This is a genomic window from Miltoncostaea oceani, from assembly GCF_018141545.1.
Taxonomy (GTDB): domain Bacteria; phylum Actinomycetota; class Thermoleophilia; order Miltoncostaeales; family Miltoncostaeaceae; genus Miltoncostaea; species Miltoncostaea oceani.
This window is the reverse complement of the sequence record NZ_CP064356.1, coordinates 66,487-82,298: the sequence shown is the minus strand read 5'-3', so window position 1 is coordinate 82,298 and position 15,812 is coordinate 66,487. Positions and strand designations below refer to the sequence as shown.

The following is a 15,812-nucleotide window of genomic DNA, read 5'->3' as shown; positions in this document are numbered from 1 at the left end:
CTCAGCGGTAGACGGTCATGCCGGCGCTCACGTGGGCGCGGCGCAACCCGGCGGCCCGTGCCAGCGCCGCCACGTGCGGGGGCTCGGGGTCGGGGTCGGTGATCCACACGACCGCCGCGATCTCCGGGTGGGCGGCCGCGATGCGCGCCGCCCCCGCCGCGTCCTCGGCGGGGACCCGCCAGCCGATCCGGCGCGCCTGGTACCAGAGCACCGGGTCGTTCGGGTCGGCGAACCGGTGGATCAGCAGGAGCGGCGCGTCGGGGGTCTCGGCGCGCAGTTCGCGGCCCTGCGCCTCCACCGAGTAGGCCACCGCGTCCGGCGCGAAGTACCCGTCGCGCAGGGAGACGGCCGACACCACGCCGATCACCACGAGGACCGCGGCGACGGCCGCGCGGGCCGGCACCGCACCCACCCGTGACGTCGCGGCGCGCAGGGCGACGGCCAGGCCGAGGCCCGCGACCATCGACAGCGGCACGTAGTAGGCGAGCTGGTAGTAGTCGTGGATCCGGTTGAGGTTCGCGAAGATCCCGCACGACAGCACCGCACCGGCGAGCGTCAGGATGATCTCGGGGCGGTGGGCGGTGCGCAGCCGCGGGATCGCGACGAGCCCGATCGCCAGCGCCACGAGGCCCGCGACGCCGAGGTTGTCCGCGATCCGCCCGCCGACGACCCGGTACAGGTCGGGGTCGGTGAACGTCGACCCGAAGTACCAGGAGCGCGCCTCCGAGATCGAGAGCGTCCCCGTGGCGGTGTTGAGCTCGTCGCCGTGCCGGGCCCAGGCGGCGAAGAGCAGCCCCGTCAGCGCGCACGTCCCCACGACGGCCGCCTTCGGCAGCCGCCCCACCCCGCCGTCGCTCAGCAGGCGGACGAGGGGGACGACCATCGCGAGGCCGATCGCGAGCACCAGCGTCGCCTTGCCGAGCACGGACACGGCGAGGGCGGCGGCGAAGACCGCGAACCAGGTCCAGGTGAACCGCTCGCCCAGGTGCGTCGCGGCGAGGACGGCGAGGAGGGTGGTCGCGATCAGCAGCGTGTCGATCAGGACCGCGCGGAAGAAGAAGACGGTGACGGGCAGGAGCGTGAACACCCCCACGCCGAGCAGGGCGGCGGAGCCGGAGCCGAACCAGCGCGCGGCGATGAGGTACATGAGGACGGCGACGGCGACGTAGGAGCCGATCGACACGACGCGGGCCGCGTGCTCGATGCCGCCCGCCGGGACCTGCAGCACCCACACCATCGCCTGGTACACGGGCAGCTCCAGCACCCAGTGGCCTCCGCCGTACATCGGCACCCGGTAGTCGAGCGCGTCGAAGCCGTCGCGGTTCCACAACCAGACCGTGCTCGCCGTCTGGGTCTGCCGGAAGGCGTGGGCGTCGAGGATCGGTGCGTCGAAGCGGTGGAGGCGCAGCAGCACGCCGAGCGCGACGACGCCGGCGAGGAGCACCGCGGGCCGGCCGAGGACGGCGCGGGCCGGGCGCGGGGGCCGCGGCGGGGCCGTCACGTCGGCGGGGTCCACGGCCATCCCGGTCACCCTACGACGCGGCGGGGGCCCCGCCGCGCCGGACCGGGGCCGCGACGACCCCGGATGGCGTCATCTAGGCTGACGCCGTTCTCGAGCAGACCAGAAAGGCCCGCGTGCCGTCCCTGATCTCGGTCGTCGTCCCGGTCTACAACGAGCAGGAGACCCTCGCCGCGCTGCACGCGCAGGTCGACCAGGTCTTCGCCGACGTCCCGCACGACCTGGAGCTGCTGCTGGTCGACGACGGGTCGTGGGACGACTCGACGCGGCTCATCCGCGAGCTCGTCGCGCGCGACCGCCGGGTCGTCGGCATGCGCCTCTCGCGCAACTTCGGTCACGAGGCCGCCATCGAGGCGGGCATCCGCGCCGCCCGCGGCGACGCGGTCATCGTCATGGACGCCGACCTGCAGGACTCCCCCGACGCGCTGCCGCGCCTGATCCGCGAGTGGGAGAACGGCGCCGACGTCGCCTACGCGGTCCGGCGCGACCGCAAGGAGGGGCCCGTCCAGCGGCTCCTGTTCTCCGGCTTCTACCGCGCCGCCCGCCGGATGATGAGCATCGACCTGCCGCGCGACGCCGGCCCCTTCTGCCTCATGAGCCGCCGCGCGACGGACGCCGTCAACGGGATGCGCGAGATCAACCGCTACTTCCCGGGCCTCCGCGCCTTCTCGGGGTTCACCCAGGTGGCCGTCGAGGTCGAGCGCAACCCGCGGTTCGCGGGCGAGACGAAGTACTCGTTCACGCGCCGCACGTCCGGGGCGATCAACGCGATCGTGTCGTTCTCGAAGCTGCCGCTGCGCCTCGTCACGCTGCTCGGGTTCGTCGCCGCGTTCATCTCGATCATCGGCGCCCTCTGGGTCGTGATCGGCGGGCTGCTCGCCGACCAGTCGCCCCCCGGCTGGGTGTCCCTCATGACCGTCGTCCTGCTGATGAGCGGCGTCCAGCTCGTGACGCTCGGGATCGTCGGCGAGTACGTCGGCAAGGTCTACGACGAGGTCCGCGCGCGCCCCAACTTCATCGTGGCCGACACGTGGCGCGACGGGGAGGTCCCCGATCAGCCCGCCGCGGGCGAGACGCGCATCGCGACGAAGTCGATCCGCAACGGCGACGCCGTGTAGGAGACGCGCAGCCGGTCGAAGGAGAAGCCCGGTGCGTAGTCCTGCCAGCCGACGCTCGCCGGGGCCCGCATCAGCAGGGGGCCGCGGGCGACGTCGGTCGGCACCCGGTACGCGTACCCCTCGTTGAGGAGCACCTCCGGCAGGTCGTGCGGCTTGTAGAGGGCGGTGCGCAGCCGCTGCCGCAGCGACACGGGGATGTCGAGCCGCGCCATGACCATCTCGTCGGGGCCGGGGGCGGGCGGGATCGCGACCGTCGCGCCCGCGACCGCCTCGACCGACGCGAGCGGACGCTCCGGGCCGCACCGCCACGGCACGCGTCGCAGCACCTGCCAGCCGGGCACCGCGACGTCCTGGACGTAGCCGCAGATCATCGACCGCAGCTGCTCGGGGCCCTCGCCCTCCGGTGAGTGGCCGTCGATGCGGGGGCCGCCGTGCCGCAGGATCCGGTCCGGTGCGTCCGCGGACGCGAGCATGTCCGCGTTGCCGCGGTCGAGGGCGTTCGTGTAGATCGAGTAGTCCTGGAAGACGGGCGCGGGCCGCCAGTCGAGGTCGTACGCCCAGATGATCGAGGTCTCGTACGGGTCGACGTGGACCGGGTGGCCGCGCAGGGCGTCGATCACCGGTTGCGGGATGGCGTGGAGGGCACGGAGGTCGGCGGCGGCGTCCTCCCGGTGGCGGGCCCGCACGCCGGGTTTCGCGGCGAGCGCCGCGTGGTCCCAGGCCGTCTCGATGTTGGGGCGGGGGTCGAGCAGCCGCAGCGCCGACGGGACGCCGGTCGCGCCGAGCACGGCGAGCGAGGCGACCACCGTCGCCGCGCACACCGCCGCCCCCGCCAGGCGCCCGGAGGGCCGCGTCCACCGGATGGCGGCGGCGCCGGCGATGAGCGCCGTGAACGTCGAGGCGGAGTGGCCGAGGTCGTGCCGCACGAAGCCGTGCTTGAAGAGCGAGAACACCAGGATCGCGCCGAGCAGCCCGACGGCGATCCGCCGCCCCCGCCCGAGGCCCTCCCCCGAGAGCCAGGCGAACCAGGCGATCGCCGCCACAAGGGCGACGAACAGGGCGTACTCCCAGCCGCGCCCGGGGGCCTCGTACGGGAGGCCCGCCGAGTACCCGGCGGCGATCCGGACGCTCGCGACGACCCACCCCGGCAACCCGGTGACGCCGTTGCCGAACGCCGTCCACAGCACCACGACCGCGGCGGCGGCCGAACCGGCGAGGATCCCCAGCGCCCGCCAGCGGCCCGGACCGAGCCACCACGCGGCGACCGCGCAGAGCGCGAGGGCGACGACGCCCTCGTTGATCTTGATCAGGATCCCCGCGCCGCAGACGACCCCGCTGACCGGCAGCAGCACCCGCCCGAGGCGGGCCGGCACCCCCCACTGCACGACGTACGCCGCCCAGAGGAAGGCGACGAGCGGGAGCACCTCGCGCCCCTCGTCGAGCAGGCGGCAGCAGGCGAACGCGAGCAGCACGGCCACGGGCCAGGTGAGCGTGCGCCGGGCGCAGACGATCACGAGGTAGGCGAGGCCCACCTGCAGCAGGCCGATCCACGCGAGCGCCGGCACCAGCGTGTGCGCCTCCGCGTTGACGGGGGCCTCCAGGAAGCCGAGCGGGCCGTAGGTGAACGCGATGTCGCCGAAGTCCACGCCCCGGGCGACCGCCATGTGCAGCGCGATGCGCCACGACGGGTCGAGGCCGTTCGCCGGCGTGAGGGACCCGACGGGCCACGTGACGAACGCGATCACCACGGCGGCGAGGAGCGGCCACCACCGCGTCCAGGCGTCCGGCTCGCGCGACCCGCCCGGCGGGGCGAGGCGGGCGCGGATGCTCGTCGCGAGGGCCGTCACGGGCCGAACGGTATAGTCACGCGGTCCGCATGCGGACGCGGACCGCTCCCACGATGCCGATCCCACGCCCAAAGGCCCCCGATGGGCCCTCCGAGGACGGACGGCAGTGAGGGTCCTCGTGACCGGTGGGGCCGGCTTCGTCGGATCCCGCATCGCGCTCGCGTTCGCCCGCGAGAACCCGGGCGCCGAGGTCGTGGCCTTCGACAACCTGCGACGCCGCGGGTCGGAGACCAACCTGGGGCGGCTCGCCGGCGGCGGCGTGCGCTTCGTGCACGGCGACGTGCGGGTGCGGTCCGACCTCGACCAGGTGGAGGGACCCGTCGACGTGGTCGTCGACGCCTCCGCCGAGGCGTCGGTGCTCGCCGGCCTGGACGGCTCGCCCGCCTACGTGCTCGAGACGAACCTGCTCGGCACGATCAACCTGCTCGACTGGTCGCGCGGCCGCGCCGGGGCGTTCCTCTTCCTCTCGACGAGCCGCGTCTACTCGATGCACCCGTTGCGCGACCTCGCGCTCGTCGAGACCGACAGCCGCTACGAGCTCGCCGCCGACCAGGCGGTGCCGGGCGCCGGGCCCCTCGGGATCTCCGAGGACTTCCCGACCGACACGGCGCGGTCGTTCTACGGGTCCAGCAAGCTGGCGTCGGAGCTGATCGTGCAGGAGTACGCCGACTCGTACGGTCTGCCCGCGGTCATCACCCGCTGCGGCGTCATCACCGGCGCCGGGCAGTTCGGCAAGTCGGAGCAGGGCGTGTTCGCGATGTGGGCGGCGAACCACGTCTACGGGCTGCCGCTCCGCTACATCGGCTTCGACGGGCAGGGCCGCCAGGTGCGGGACCTGCTCCACCCCGACGACCTCTTCGACCTCATGCGGCGCGAGCTGGCGGACATCGACCGCATCAGCGGGCGGGTGTTCAACGCCGGCGGCGGGCGCACCGGGTCGGTGTCGCTGCGGGAGCTGACCGACATCTGCCGCGACGTGTCCGGGGCGGAGGTGACGATGTCCCACGAGGCGCGGACCTCGCCGGTCGACATCCCGGTCTACATCTCGGATCATTCCCGCGCGACCCGGGAGCTCGGCTGGAGCCCGTCGTGGACGCCGCGCGACATGATGGCGGAGATCGTCGACTGGGTACGCGAGAACGAGGACTCGCTGCGGCCGGTCTTCACCTGACGCACGCGAGCAGAGGAGACACATGTCGGTAGCGATCGTGACCGGATCCGCGGGGCTGATCGGGAGCGAGGCCGTCGGCTTCCTCCACGAGCAGGGGATGGACGTCGTCGGCGTCGACAACGACATGCGCGCCTACTTCTTCGGCGCCGAGGCCTCGACGCGGTGGAACCGCGACCGCCTCACCGAGGCGCTCCCGCGCTTCACGACGGCCGACATCGACGTCCGCGACCCCGTCGCCATCGCCGATCTGTTCGCGCGCTACGGGACGGCGATCGAGCTGGTGGTGCACTGCGCCGCCCAGCCGAGCCACGACTGGGCCGCCCGTGAGCCGCTCACCGACTTCCACGTCAACGCGACGGGCACCGTGAACATGCTGGAGGCCACCCGGCAGCACTGCCCGGAGGCGACCTTCACGCTCCTCTCGACCAACAAGGTCTACGGGGACGCCCCGAACGACCTGCCGCTGGTGGAGACCGAGACGCGGTGGGAGCTCGACCCCTCCCACCCGTACGCCGAGCACGGGTTCGACGAGACGCTCCGCATCGACCAGTCGAAGCACAGCCTCTTCGGGGCGAGCAAGGTCGCCGCCGACGTCATGACCCAGGAGTACGGCCGCTACTTCGGGATGAACACCGCCGCCTTCCGCGGCGGGTGCCTCACCGGACCCCAGCACTCCGGCGCCCAGCTCCACGGGTTCCTCGCCTACCTCGTGCGGTGCGCGGTGACCGGCACGCCGTACACGATCTTCGGCTACAAGGGAAAGCAGGTCCGCGACAACATCCACTCGCACGACCTGGTCACCGCCCTCTGGGCCTACCACCGCAACCCGCGGCCGGGCGCCGTCTACAACATCGGCGGATCCCGCCACTCGAACTGCTCGGTGCTGGAGGCGATCACCCTCATCGAGGAGATGACGGGCCGCTCCATCGACTACACCCTCAGCGACGAGAACCGGTCGGGCGACCACATCTGGTGGATCAGCGACGTCCGCCGCTTCCAGCAGGACCACCCGGAGTGGGAGTACTCCTACGGGCTGCGGGAGATGCTCGACGAGATCATCGACGCCGCCTCCGAGCGCTTCGCGACCGCCTGATGCTCGTCTCCGTCGTCATCCCCGCGCACAACGAGGCCGACGGCATCACGCCGACGGTCACCGCCCTCCACGACACCCTCGCCGCGGCTGGCATCGACCACGAGATCGTGGTCGTCGACGACCACTCCAGCGACCGCACCGCCGCCGTGGTGACCGGCCTCGCGGAGCGCATCGCCGAGGTCCGGATGGTGCAGAACCACGCCTCCGGCGGGTTCGGGATGGCGGTCCGGCGGGGCCTCGAGGCGTTCCGCGGTGACGCCGTCGCGATCTACATGGCCGACGCCTCGGACTCGCCCGAGGACCTCGTCATGTTCATCCGCACCATGGAGGTCCGCGGCACGGACTGCGTCTTCGGGTCGCGGTTCGCGCCGGGCGGCGAGGTGCACGACTACCCCCGCCTGAAGCTGCTGCTGAACCGCGTCGCGAACACCGGCATCCGGGTGCTGTTCGGGCTGCGGTACGACGACATGACGAACGCGTTCAAGCTCTACCGGCGCGAGGTCATCGAGGGCGTCTCCCCCCTCCTGTCGCACCACTTCAACCTCACGGTCGAGATCCCCCTGAAGGCCGTGGTGCGCGGCTACAGCTTCGCGGTCGTGCCCAACTCGTGGACGAACCGGGCGCACGGCACGTCGAAGTTCCAGATCCAGGAGATGGGCTCGCGGTACGCGTTCATCGTCCTCTACTGCTTCCTCGAGCGCTGGCTGTCGCGGGGCGACTACCACCGGCGCGTCGACGAGGCGGCGGCGCGGGAGGCCGCGGCGGTGGCGCCGGAGGACGGCCGGGACTGAGCTCAGGCGGCCCGGGTGCGCAGCAGCGCGCGCGTGCCGCCGACGATCGTGTCGCCCGAGCGCCCGCAGACGGGGTCGTGGGCGAGCAGCGCGGCCGTCGCCACGACGGCGTCGACCGCGATGATGTGCCCGGCGGTGTCGTGCACCAGCGCGAGGCCGACCGCGAGCGCCCCCGCCGCGCCCGCCAGGAGCCAGGCGACGCGGTAGCTGCCGAGCGCGACCTGGTGGTAGAGCAGGGTCAGCGCCGCGCCGATCAGGGTCATCGCCCCCGTCAGCTCGGGCAGGATCGACGCGCCGTCGGCGAACTCCTCGCCGAAGGTGATGGTCATGATCGGGTCGGCCAGGACGAGGGCCGCGAGGGTGCAGAGCCCGCCGAGGACCAGGGTCGCGCCGAGGGAGACCGCGAGGAGGGCCTCGGTGGGGAGGCCGGTCGCGTGGCGGTGGGCGACGCGCGGGAGCAGCACGATCGTGATCGCCTGCGGCACCAGGAAGACCGTCTTCGCGAGGACGGCCGCCGACGCGAACAGGCCGGCGTCGACCGGGTCGAGGGCGAGCTTGGCGGCGATCACGTCGAGGTTCGACATCACGGCCACCGCCGTGACGCCGACGAGCAGCGGCAGCAGCGAGGCGCCCATCGCGCGGACGAGCGCCGGGTCGGGCGGCCCCGCGGCCGTCGCCCGCAGGCGGTCGGCGGTGAAGAGCACCCCGACGACGGCGGCCAGGATCGTCGTCGCCGCGGTGCCGAGCAGCGCCGCGTAGATGCCGAGACCGCCGCCGACGAGCGCCAGCAGCATCACCGGCCGGGGCAGGCCGAACGCGGCCATCGTCAGGGCGTAGCGCCCGAACCGGCGCTCCCCCTGGAGCTGCCCGAGCACCAGCGGGAAGACGGCGACGGGCAGCAGGACGACGATCGCCGCGAGCAGCGGCCCGACCGGGACGTCGTCGCGCACGGCCCCCGCAGCGATCACCGCGAGGGCCGCGACCGCCGCGCCCGCCGGGGTCCAGCGCAACGCCGTCCGCAGCGCCGCCCGGTACAGGGCCGCCCCGCGGGCGGGGGGCGTGGAGCTGACGACGCGGGCGAGCGCGGTCTGCAGGCTCGTGAACGGCGTCTGGATCACGAGCACGCCGGAGAGGATCGCCGCGACCAGGCCGTAGTCGGCCGGCCCGAGGACGCGGCCGGCGATCAGGAAGAACGCGTAGTTGCCGAGGTTCCACAGCCCGAGGCCGACCGCGACCTGCAGCCCGGAGCCGACGGCGTGGCCTCCGCGGGGGCGCATCCTCACGGGGTCACCATGGGTCGGAAGGCTAGTGGAGCGCGATCCCGGGGCCCGGCGGCCGCCGCGATCGGGCGCCGGGGACGTCGGATACAGTGGCCCCGGTGAGCCGTCCTGCCTCCGTGCCCACCCGCTCCCGGTGGAGGGCGCGGTCGCCCCGCGCCGTCGTCACGTCCGCGGACCGCGCGCGCGTGGCCGCCGTCGCGATCGAGGGCGCCGTCGTCCTCATCGCCTTCGGGCTGCTCGCCGTCGTCATCACCTGGCCGCTCGCCCGCGACTTCGGGACGCTGATCACGGCGCCCTTCCCCGGCAACGACCAGCTCGGCTACCTGTTCGACTTCCGGTACGCCGCGGAGCACGGCATCCCCGTCATCCGCGACTACGTGCAGGAGGACGTCGCGGTGCCGTACGGGCGCCCGGCGTCCGCCGCGGCGAACCTGACGCTGCTCGGGACCCTGCTGCCCGCGGTCCTGATCACGAAGGTCGCGGGCCCGATCGTGGCCTACAACGTCGTCACGCTCGCGGGCCTCGCCCTGTCGGGTGCCGCGATGTACCTGCTGGTGCGCTGGGCGGGCCTCGGCCGCGGCCCCGCCGCCTGGGCGGGTCTCGTCTTCGTCGCCTTCCCGTACCACCTGTTCGCCGCGACGGCGTTCCTGACGCTGGTCCAGTACCAGGCGCTCCCGCTGGTGCTGATGGCCCTCGTCGCGTGGGCGGTGCGCCCCCGCCCGCTCACCGGCGCGGCCGTCGTCGTCGCCGTCGCCCTCTGCTGGCTGACGTTCCCCTACATCGGGGCGATGGCGATCGTGATGGCCGCCGTCGGCCTGGCGGTCGCGTTCGTCCTGCACGGCACGCGCGACGGCTGGATGCCCGCGGTCCGCCGTCTCGCGGGCATCGGCGCCGCGATCGTCGCCTTCGTCGCCGCCCCCCTCGCCATCGTCGCGGCGATCAACAGCGGCGGGGCGACGGGCTCCCTGGCGCGGTCGCCGTCCGACCTCGCGCTGCTCGGGGCCGAGCTCTCGGACTTCTGGCTGCCCCCCAACACCAGCGCGTTCCTCACGGGCATCGTCGGCGGCGAGTGGTACGCGATCGGGTCGGTCGGCGGCGAGCGCCTCGCGTTCGTCGGCTGGGTGACGGCGATCCTCGCCGTCGCCGGCGTCGCGACCGGCGTCGCGTTGCGGCGGTCGCTGCCGCCGCGCCAGGCGGCCCTCCTCGCGATCGGCGCGCCGATGGTGCTCGCGCTCGTCGCCGTCAGCCTCCGCAGTCCCTACGACCTGTGGGGCTCCCAGGTGACCTTCCCGTCACGCGGCCTCTACGAGGTGTTCGACTTCATCCGCGCCCCCGGCCGCTTCGTGATCGCCGCCATGGTCGGCCTGTGCGCCCTCGGCGCCCTCGGCCTGCACCTGCTGGGCGCCCGGATGTCGGTCGTCGGCCGCAACGCCCTCGTCGCGGGCGCCATCGTCCTCTCCGGCGCCGAGCTCGGGATGGGGCTCCCCCTGCCGACCACGCAGCCGACCCTGCTGGGCGAGCGGCCCGCGGAGGAGCAGGCCACGTGGCGCTGGCTCGCCGACCACCCCGGCGGCGCCGTGATGGAGTACCCCGAGGTCGGGAACACCAACGTCTGGCGGTACTACATGTTCGGCTGGACGGTCCACCACCACCCGATCGTGAACGCGGTGCACGGCCCCGGGGACCCCGGCGGCGAGTTCACCCGCACGATCCTCGACCCACGGCCGCGGGAGACCCCCGCGATCCTCGCCGGCGCGGGCGTGCGGTACGTCGTGCTGAACCGGTGGGCCTACGACGCACTCCAGATGCGCCTGCCACGGCGGATGCCCGCCGGCTTCACCCTGGCGGAGCGGTTCGCCGACGGGTCCGAGGTCTGGCGCGTCGACGCCGCGCCATCGGCCGGGCAGGTGTACTTCACGGCGCAGGGGTTCACGCCCCAGCGGCTCGAGTTCGGCGGGGGTCGCCTCGTGAACTGGCGCACCCTCGTCGGGCCCGGCGAGGTCAGCGTGCGCGTCCCCGTGGCGGGGACGTACCGGGTGCGGTTCGAGGCGGCCCCGACCGGCGCCCCCGTGGACCTCACCGTGGCCGCCGGCGACGCCGCTCCGCGGGTGGTGCCGGTGCGGACGCGGGGCGAGGTCACGGTCGACCTCGACCTGCCCGCCGGGACGACCGTCGTGCGCACGACCGTCCCCGACACCGCCGTCGCGAGCGTCCAGATGGCCCCCTGGGTGCTGGAGGGCCCGAGGTGAGCGGCCTCCGCGCGCGGTGGGACGACCCCGCCGTCCGGCAGCGGCTGACGCGGCTGCTCACGGCTTCCGTCGCCGTGGTCCTGATCGCCTGGTACGGCGCGTTCGCCCTGGAGCGCTACGACTCGAGCCACCTCTACGGGGACGAGCCCGAGTACTTCTTCACGGGGGAGAGCGTCTGGGAGGACGGCGACCTCGACCTGCGCAACCAGTTCCTCGACCCCGACCTGCGCGCCTTCCCGGGGCCGCTGACGTTCAAGGTCGATCCCGCAGGCGGCCCGTCGCCCGCGAACTTCATGCCCACCAACGGCGTCGTGCTGGTGCAGCCCGCGAACGCCGTCGGCGGCGTGCTCGGCGTCTACCTCCTGTTCGCGGCGATGAACCTCGCCTCCCTCCTGCTGCTGTTCATCGTCCTGCGCCGCACCTTCGGCGAGCCCGTCGCGGCGCTCGCGATCCTGCTCGTGGGGCTGAGCGTGCCGCTGGCGTGGCACGCGGCGTCGGTGTGGACGGAGGTGCCCGCGCTGCTCGCGATCAGCGGGGTCCTGGCGATCGCGCCGCGCATCGGCTGCAGCGCCCGCGCGGCGACGGTGGCCGGCCTGGCCCTGGCCGCGCTGCCCTGGCTGCACCAGAAGTACCTGCCGCTCGCCGTCGGCCTCGCCGTCGCCGTGCTGCTGCCGGCCGCGCGGCGGCGCTTCTGGCCGCTCGTCGTGGGCGGCCCGCTGCTCGGGTTCGCGGGCACCGTGGTGTTCTCGTACGCCACCCGCGACCGCTGGAACTTCACCATCTCGGGGAGCACCGAGGAGATCTCGAGCGCCTTCGACGGCTCCCTCAACCGATTCCTCCGCCAGCCCCTCGCCTGGTTCCTCGACCAGACCCGCGGGTCGATCCCGCTGTCGCCGATCTGGATCCTGGCGGGCGTCGGCCTGGTGTTCCTGCTGCGCTTCCCCCGTGGCCGGCGCATCGTCGCCACCCTCGCCGTGGCGTTCGTGCCGTTCCTCGTCGTGTACTTCTGGGGGCCGTTCCTCGCGGGCGACAGCCCTCCGGGACGCGAGACCCTGCCCGCCATCCCCGCCCTCGCGATCATGCTGGCCGCGGGGATCAGCGCCCTGCGCGGCGTGCTCGCCTGGACCGTCACGGCGGCCCTCGCCGCGGTGAGCCTCGCGATCACGATGATCGCGCCGTTCCGCCTCGGCTTCGACATCATGTTCAACAACGTGGGACGCCCGAAGGTCCTCGACTCCCTCGCCACCGCGCGCTTCACGCCCGCCGACCTGTGGCCCCAGATGACCGCCGTGCCCGGCCAGTGGTCCGTCAGCGCGTTGCTGATGAGCCTGATCGCGGTGCTCGCCGTGGGCGGCGTGATCTACCAGGCCTCGCGGGCGCGCGCCGCGGAGGGCGCCCGCCCGTGGACCCTCGCCGGCGAGCCCACCGCCCGCCTGCGACGGGCCGAGATCGCCGACGGCCTGCGGGCGGTCCGCCCCGGCGCCGGCCGCCGCGCCCGGCGGGAGGCGCCCTGAGGATCGCCGCCGCCGTCTGCTCCTACCCGCCGTACCGCGGGGGGATCGGCAACGCCGCCGCCCGGCAGTCCGCCGCGCTGGTGGAGGCGGGCCACGAGGTCACGATCCTCTGCCCCACCCAGGGCGACGAGCCCCGCCACGAGCACGATGGCGGCGTGGTCGTGCGGCGCCTGCCGGCGCTCGCCCGCCACGGGGTCTCGGCGGTGGTCCCGACGATCGCCGCGCACGTCGCGCGCGCCGACGCGCTGATGCTGCACTACCCCTTCTACGGCGGCGCCGAGGCCGCCGTGCTCGCCGCGCGGGCGCGCGGCATCCCGTACGCCGCGTTCTTCCACATGGACGTGCCGGCCGCGGGGGTGCGGGGGGCGATCGTGCGCGCCTACGACCGCACCGTCGCCCCCTGGATCCTGCGCGGCGCGGAGCGCGTGATGGTCAGCAGCCTCGACTACGCCGCCGACGCCAGCATCGGGCGCCTCGGCCTCGACACCCTCGTCGAGCTGCCGTACGGCATCGACGTCGAGCGCTTCCACCCCGGGCCCGCCGACCCCGGCGTGCTCGCCTCCCTCGGCATCGACCCGGACGTCCCGATCGTGCTCTTCGTCGGGGGCATGGACATGGGCCACGCGTTCAAGGGCGTCCCCGTGCTGATCGACGCGATGGCGGGGATCCCGGCCGGCGAGGCCCAGCTCGTGCTCGTCGGCGACGGCGGCCTGCGACCGGGCTTCGAGGACCTCGCGCGGGAGCGCGGCGTGGCCGCCGTCTTCGCCGGATCGGCGTCCGACGCGACCCTGCGCGAGCTGTACCGTGCCGGTGCGGTGAGCGTCCTTCCCTCCGTCACCCGCGAGGAGGCCTTCGGCATCGTCCTGATCGAATCGATGGCCTCCGGGACCCCCGTCGTGGCGTCGGACCTGCCCGGGGTCCGCACCGTCGTGGACGGCGCCACCGGACGGCTCGTGCCCCCCGGCGACGCCGACGCGCTGCGCGACGTGCTGCGCGGGCTGCTCGCCGACCCGGCGGAGCTCGGGCGCATGGGCGTCGCGGCGCGCGAGCGCGCCGTCACGCGGTTCTCCCGCGAGCGCGAGCGGGCCGACCTGGCCGACGTCGTCGCCCACCTCGGCGGCGGCCGGTGAGCGCCCTGCGCCGCGCGAGGGACCTGGCCGCCGGGCTGCGGGTGGGCCACCGGGTGCGCGCGCTGCGGGGCGCCGCGGGCGCCGTGCGCGACCCGGGCCGCCTGGTGGCCGGAGAGCTCGCGATGCTGCCCCTGCGACCCGTCGCGTACGGGGCCGCGCGGCTGCGGGGCGGAAGCCCCGGCGCCGTGTGGACGGCGCTGACCCGCCCCCTCGGCGGCCAGGTCGCCGTCCACACCCTCCGCGGCAGCGGGCGGCGTGTCGTCCTGCGCCGCGGGACGCCGGACATCTTCACGCTCTACGAGACGCACGCCGCCGGCTCGTACGTGCCGCCGCCGGCCGCAGCCGCGGCCCTGGACGCCCTCGGGCGGCCGCCGCGGATCGTCGACCTCGGGGCCAACATCGGCCTCTTCGCCCTCTACGCGCTGGGGCGCTGGCCGGGCGCCGAGGTGACCTCCGTCGAGCCCGACCCGGACAACCTCGCCATCCTGCGGCGCAACGCCGGGGCGAGCCCCGACGCCCGCTGGGAGGTCGTGCCCGCGGGGGCGTCGACCGCCGACGGCACCATGCCGTTCATGACCGGGCACTTCGCCGTCTCCCGCGCGGCGGACGCCGGCGACGCCGGCTCGACCACCGTTCCCACGCGCGACGTGATGCCCCTCCTCGCCGGCTGCGACCTGCTGAAGATGGACATCGAGGGCGGGGAGTGGCCGATCCTGGCCGACCCCCGGCTCGCCGACCTGGGGGCGGCCGTCGTCGTGATGGAGTTCCACGCCTGGGGCGCCCCCGGCGGCGACCCGGCGGCGGCGGCACGGGCCGCGCTGGAGGGCGCCGGCTACGTCGTCGGCCCCGTACGCGACGAGGAGCCCGGGTCGGGGACGATCTGGGCCTGGAGGACGCCGTGACCGACCCCGGCGGCGACATCGACGTGGACCGCCTGGTGGCGGAGCTGCGGGAGCGGGTCGCGCGCCGCCGCGCGGCCGGGGCCTACGGCGACGACCTGACCGGGATCGACCTGGAGCTGCCCGCCGACGACGCGCCCGTCGTGTTCCGGCCCGAGCTCGCCTACTCGACGAAACGGGGCCTCGGGCGGCCGTTGACCCTGGTCAAGCGGACGATCCTGCGCCTGCTCGTCCACGTCTTCGACGACCTCGCCCGCCAGACGAGCGTCGCCGTGCAGCGCCTCGACGGGGAGCAGCGCGAGCTGCGCCGCTGGGCGACGGCCGCGCTCGCCGCCGAGTCGGAGGCCCGCGGGCGCGCCGAGCGCGACCTGCAGGCGCTGATGGGGCGCATCGAGGGCCTGGAGCGGCTCGAGGCCGGGGTGCGCCTCGCGCGCCTGGAGCGGGCGGAGCGCACGCCCCGGCCGGCCGCGGGCGCGCCCGCCGCGCCCGCGGGCCCCGCCGCCGCGCCCGCGCCGGGCGGCAGCGAGATCCCGATGGACTACCCCGCGTTCAAGGCGCGCTTCGGCGGCTCCCCCGAGCAGATCCGCGCCCGGCAGGCGTCGTACCTCGACGCACTGGAGGGACGGACGCGCGTGGTCGACCTCGGCTGCGGGCACGGCGAGCTCCTGACCCTGCTGGGCGAGCACGGCGTCCCCGCCTACGGCGTCGAGACCGAGCCCGAGTTCGTCGCACGGCTCGGCGAGCTCGGCCTGGAGGTCGTCGAGGCCGACGGCCTCACCCACCTGGAGTCACTGGAGGCGGGGGCGGTGGACGGCGTCGTCGCGAGCCACGTCGTCGAGCACCTCCCGCCCGCCGTGATGATCCGCCTGATCGAGCTCGCCCACGACCGCCTCGCCGAGGGCGGCGTGCTGGTGATGGAGACGCCGAACCCCGAGTCCCTGGTCGCGGGGTCGGTGAACTTCCACCGGGATCCAACGCACCTGTCCCCCGTCCACCCCGACACGCTCGCGTTCCTCTGCGACATGGCGGGCTTCTCGCGGGTCGAGGTGCGGCGCCTGTCGCCCGCGCCCCCGGAGGTCCTGCTGCCGACGGGTGGCGTCGAGGGCCCCGTCGCCGAGCGCCTCGACGCCGTCGTCGGACGCCTCAACGACCTCCTCTACGGATTCCAGGACTACGCCGTCCTGGCGTGGAGGTAGCGCAC

At 74.5% G+C, this 15,812-nt stretch carries 12 protein-coding genes; 9 read left to right on the top strand and 3 right to left on the bottom strand.

What is annotated here, in order from left to right; translation table 11 throughout:
* Window position 1: 1 nt before the first annotated feature.
* Window positions 2–1,522, bottom strand: coding sequence for an ArnT family glycosyltransferase (locus IU369_RS00385; protein ID WP_217922581.1), 1,521 nt, complete (start codon window positions 1,520–1,522; stop codon window positions 2–4).
* A gap of 113 nt (window positions 1,523–1,635) precedes the next feature.
* Between IU369_RS00385 and IU369_RS00380 the strand changes: the two genes are divergently transcribed.
* Window positions 1,636–2,637, top strand: coding sequence for a glycosyltransferase family 2 protein (locus IU369_RS00380; protein ID WP_217922580.1), 1,002 nt, complete (start codon window positions 1,636–1,638; stop codon window positions 2,635–2,637).
* Here IU369_RS00380 and IU369_RS00375 read toward each other — a convergent pair.
* Window positions 2,574–4,484 carry a hypothetical protein gene (locus IU369_RS00375; RefSeq protein WP_217922579.1) on the bottom strand — a complete coding sequence of 637 codons (1,911 nt, stop codon included), beginning with the start codon at window positions 4,482–4,484 and terminating at the stop codon, window positions 2,574–2,576. The two genes, IU369_RS00380 and IU369_RS00375, sit on opposite strands and share 64 nt — an antisense overlap.
* A 106-nt stretch (window positions 4,485–4,590) precedes the next feature.
* Between IU369_RS00375 and IU369_RS00370 the strand changes: the two genes are divergently transcribed.
* The 3 genes from IU369_RS00370 to IU369_RS00360 are packed head-to-tail and all read left to right on the top strand — an operon-like array spanning window position 4,591 to window position 7,539.
* On the top strand, window positions 4,591–5,655 hold the full coding sequence (locus IU369_RS00370; protein ID WP_217922578.1) for an NAD-dependent epimerase/dehydratase family protein: 1,065 nt from the start codon (window positions 4,591–4,593) through the stop codon (window positions 5,653–5,655).
* Between the two features lie 22 nt (window positions 5,656–5,677).
* A complete protein-coding gene (locus IU369_RS00365; protein ID WP_217922577.1) occupies window positions 5,678–6,748 on the top strand; it encodes an NAD-dependent epimerase/dehydratase family protein in 1,071 nt (356 codons plus the stop codon).
* On the top strand, window positions 6,748–7,539 hold the full coding sequence (locus tag IU369_RS00360; protein WP_217922576.1) for a glycosyltransferase family 2 protein: 792 nt from the start codon (window positions 6,748–6,750) through the stop codon (window positions 7,537–7,539). Before IU369_RS00365 ends, IU369_RS00360 begins: the two co-directional genes overlap by 1 nt.
* 2 nt (window positions 7,540–7,541) lie before the next feature.
* Here IU369_RS00360 and IU369_RS00355 read toward each other — a convergent pair whose 3' ends face one another.
* Window positions 7,542–8,822, bottom strand: a complete 1,281-nt coding sequence (locus tag IU369_RS00355; RefSeq protein WP_217922575.1) for an MATE family efflux transporter — start codon at window positions 8,820–8,822, stop codon at window positions 7,542–7,544.
* A gap of 95 nt (window positions 8,823–8,917) precedes the next feature.
* Here IU369_RS00355 and IU369_RS00350 point away from each other — a divergent pair, with 95 nt between their 5' ends.
* The 5 genes from IU369_RS00350 to IU369_RS00330 are packed head-to-tail and all read left to right on the top strand — an operon-like array spanning window position 8,918 to window position 15,807.
* On the top strand, window positions 8,918–11,068 hold the full coding sequence (locus tag IU369_RS00350; protein ID WP_217922574.1) for a glycosyltransferase family protein: 2,151 nt from the start codon (window positions 8,918–8,920) through the stop codon (window positions 11,066–11,068).
* A complete protein-coding gene (locus tag IU369_RS00345) occupies window positions 11,065–12,582 on the top strand; it encodes a hypothetical protein (RefSeq protein ID WP_217922573.1) in 1,518 nt (505 codons plus the stop codon). The genes IU369_RS00350 and IU369_RS00345 overlap by 4 nt, the downstream gene beginning before the upstream one ends.
* Complete coding sequence (locus IU369_RS00340; protein WP_217922572.1) at window positions 12,471–13,712, top strand: glycosyltransferase family 4 protein; 1,242 nt, start codon at window positions 12,471–12,473, stop codon at window positions 13,710–13,712. The genes IU369_RS00345 and IU369_RS00340 overlap by 112 nt, the downstream gene beginning before the upstream one ends.
* The gene (locus IU369_RS00335; protein WP_217922571.1) at window positions 13,709–14,614 is read left to right on the top strand and encodes an FkbM family methyltransferase; all 906 of its coding nucleotides are present in this window, start codon (window positions 13,709–13,711) and stop codon (window positions 14,612–14,614) included. Before IU369_RS00340 ends, IU369_RS00335 begins: the two co-directional genes overlap by 4 nt.
* A complete protein-coding gene (locus IU369_RS00330) occupies window positions 14,611–15,807 on the top strand; it encodes a class I SAM-dependent methyltransferase (protein WP_217922570.1) in 1,197 nt (398 codons plus the stop codon). The genes IU369_RS00335 and IU369_RS00330 overlap by 4 nt, the downstream gene beginning before the upstream one ends.
* Window positions 15,808–15,812: the final 5 nt, after the last annotated feature.

Bases quoted from the DNA above. Each gene is read 5' to 3' on its own strand.
- IU369_RS00360 (WP_217922576.1), top strand. From the start codon at position 6,748: ATGCTCGTCTCCGTCGTCATCCCCGCGCACAACGAGGCCGACGGCATC.
- IU369_RS00365 (WP_217922577.1), top strand. From the start codon at position 5,678: ATGTCGGTAGCGATCGTGACCGGATCCGCGGGGCTGATCGGGAGCGAG.
- IU369_RS00385 (WP_217922581.1), bottom strand. From the start codon at position 1,522: ATGGCCGTGGACCCCGCCGACGTGACGGCCCCGCCGCGGCCCCCGCGC.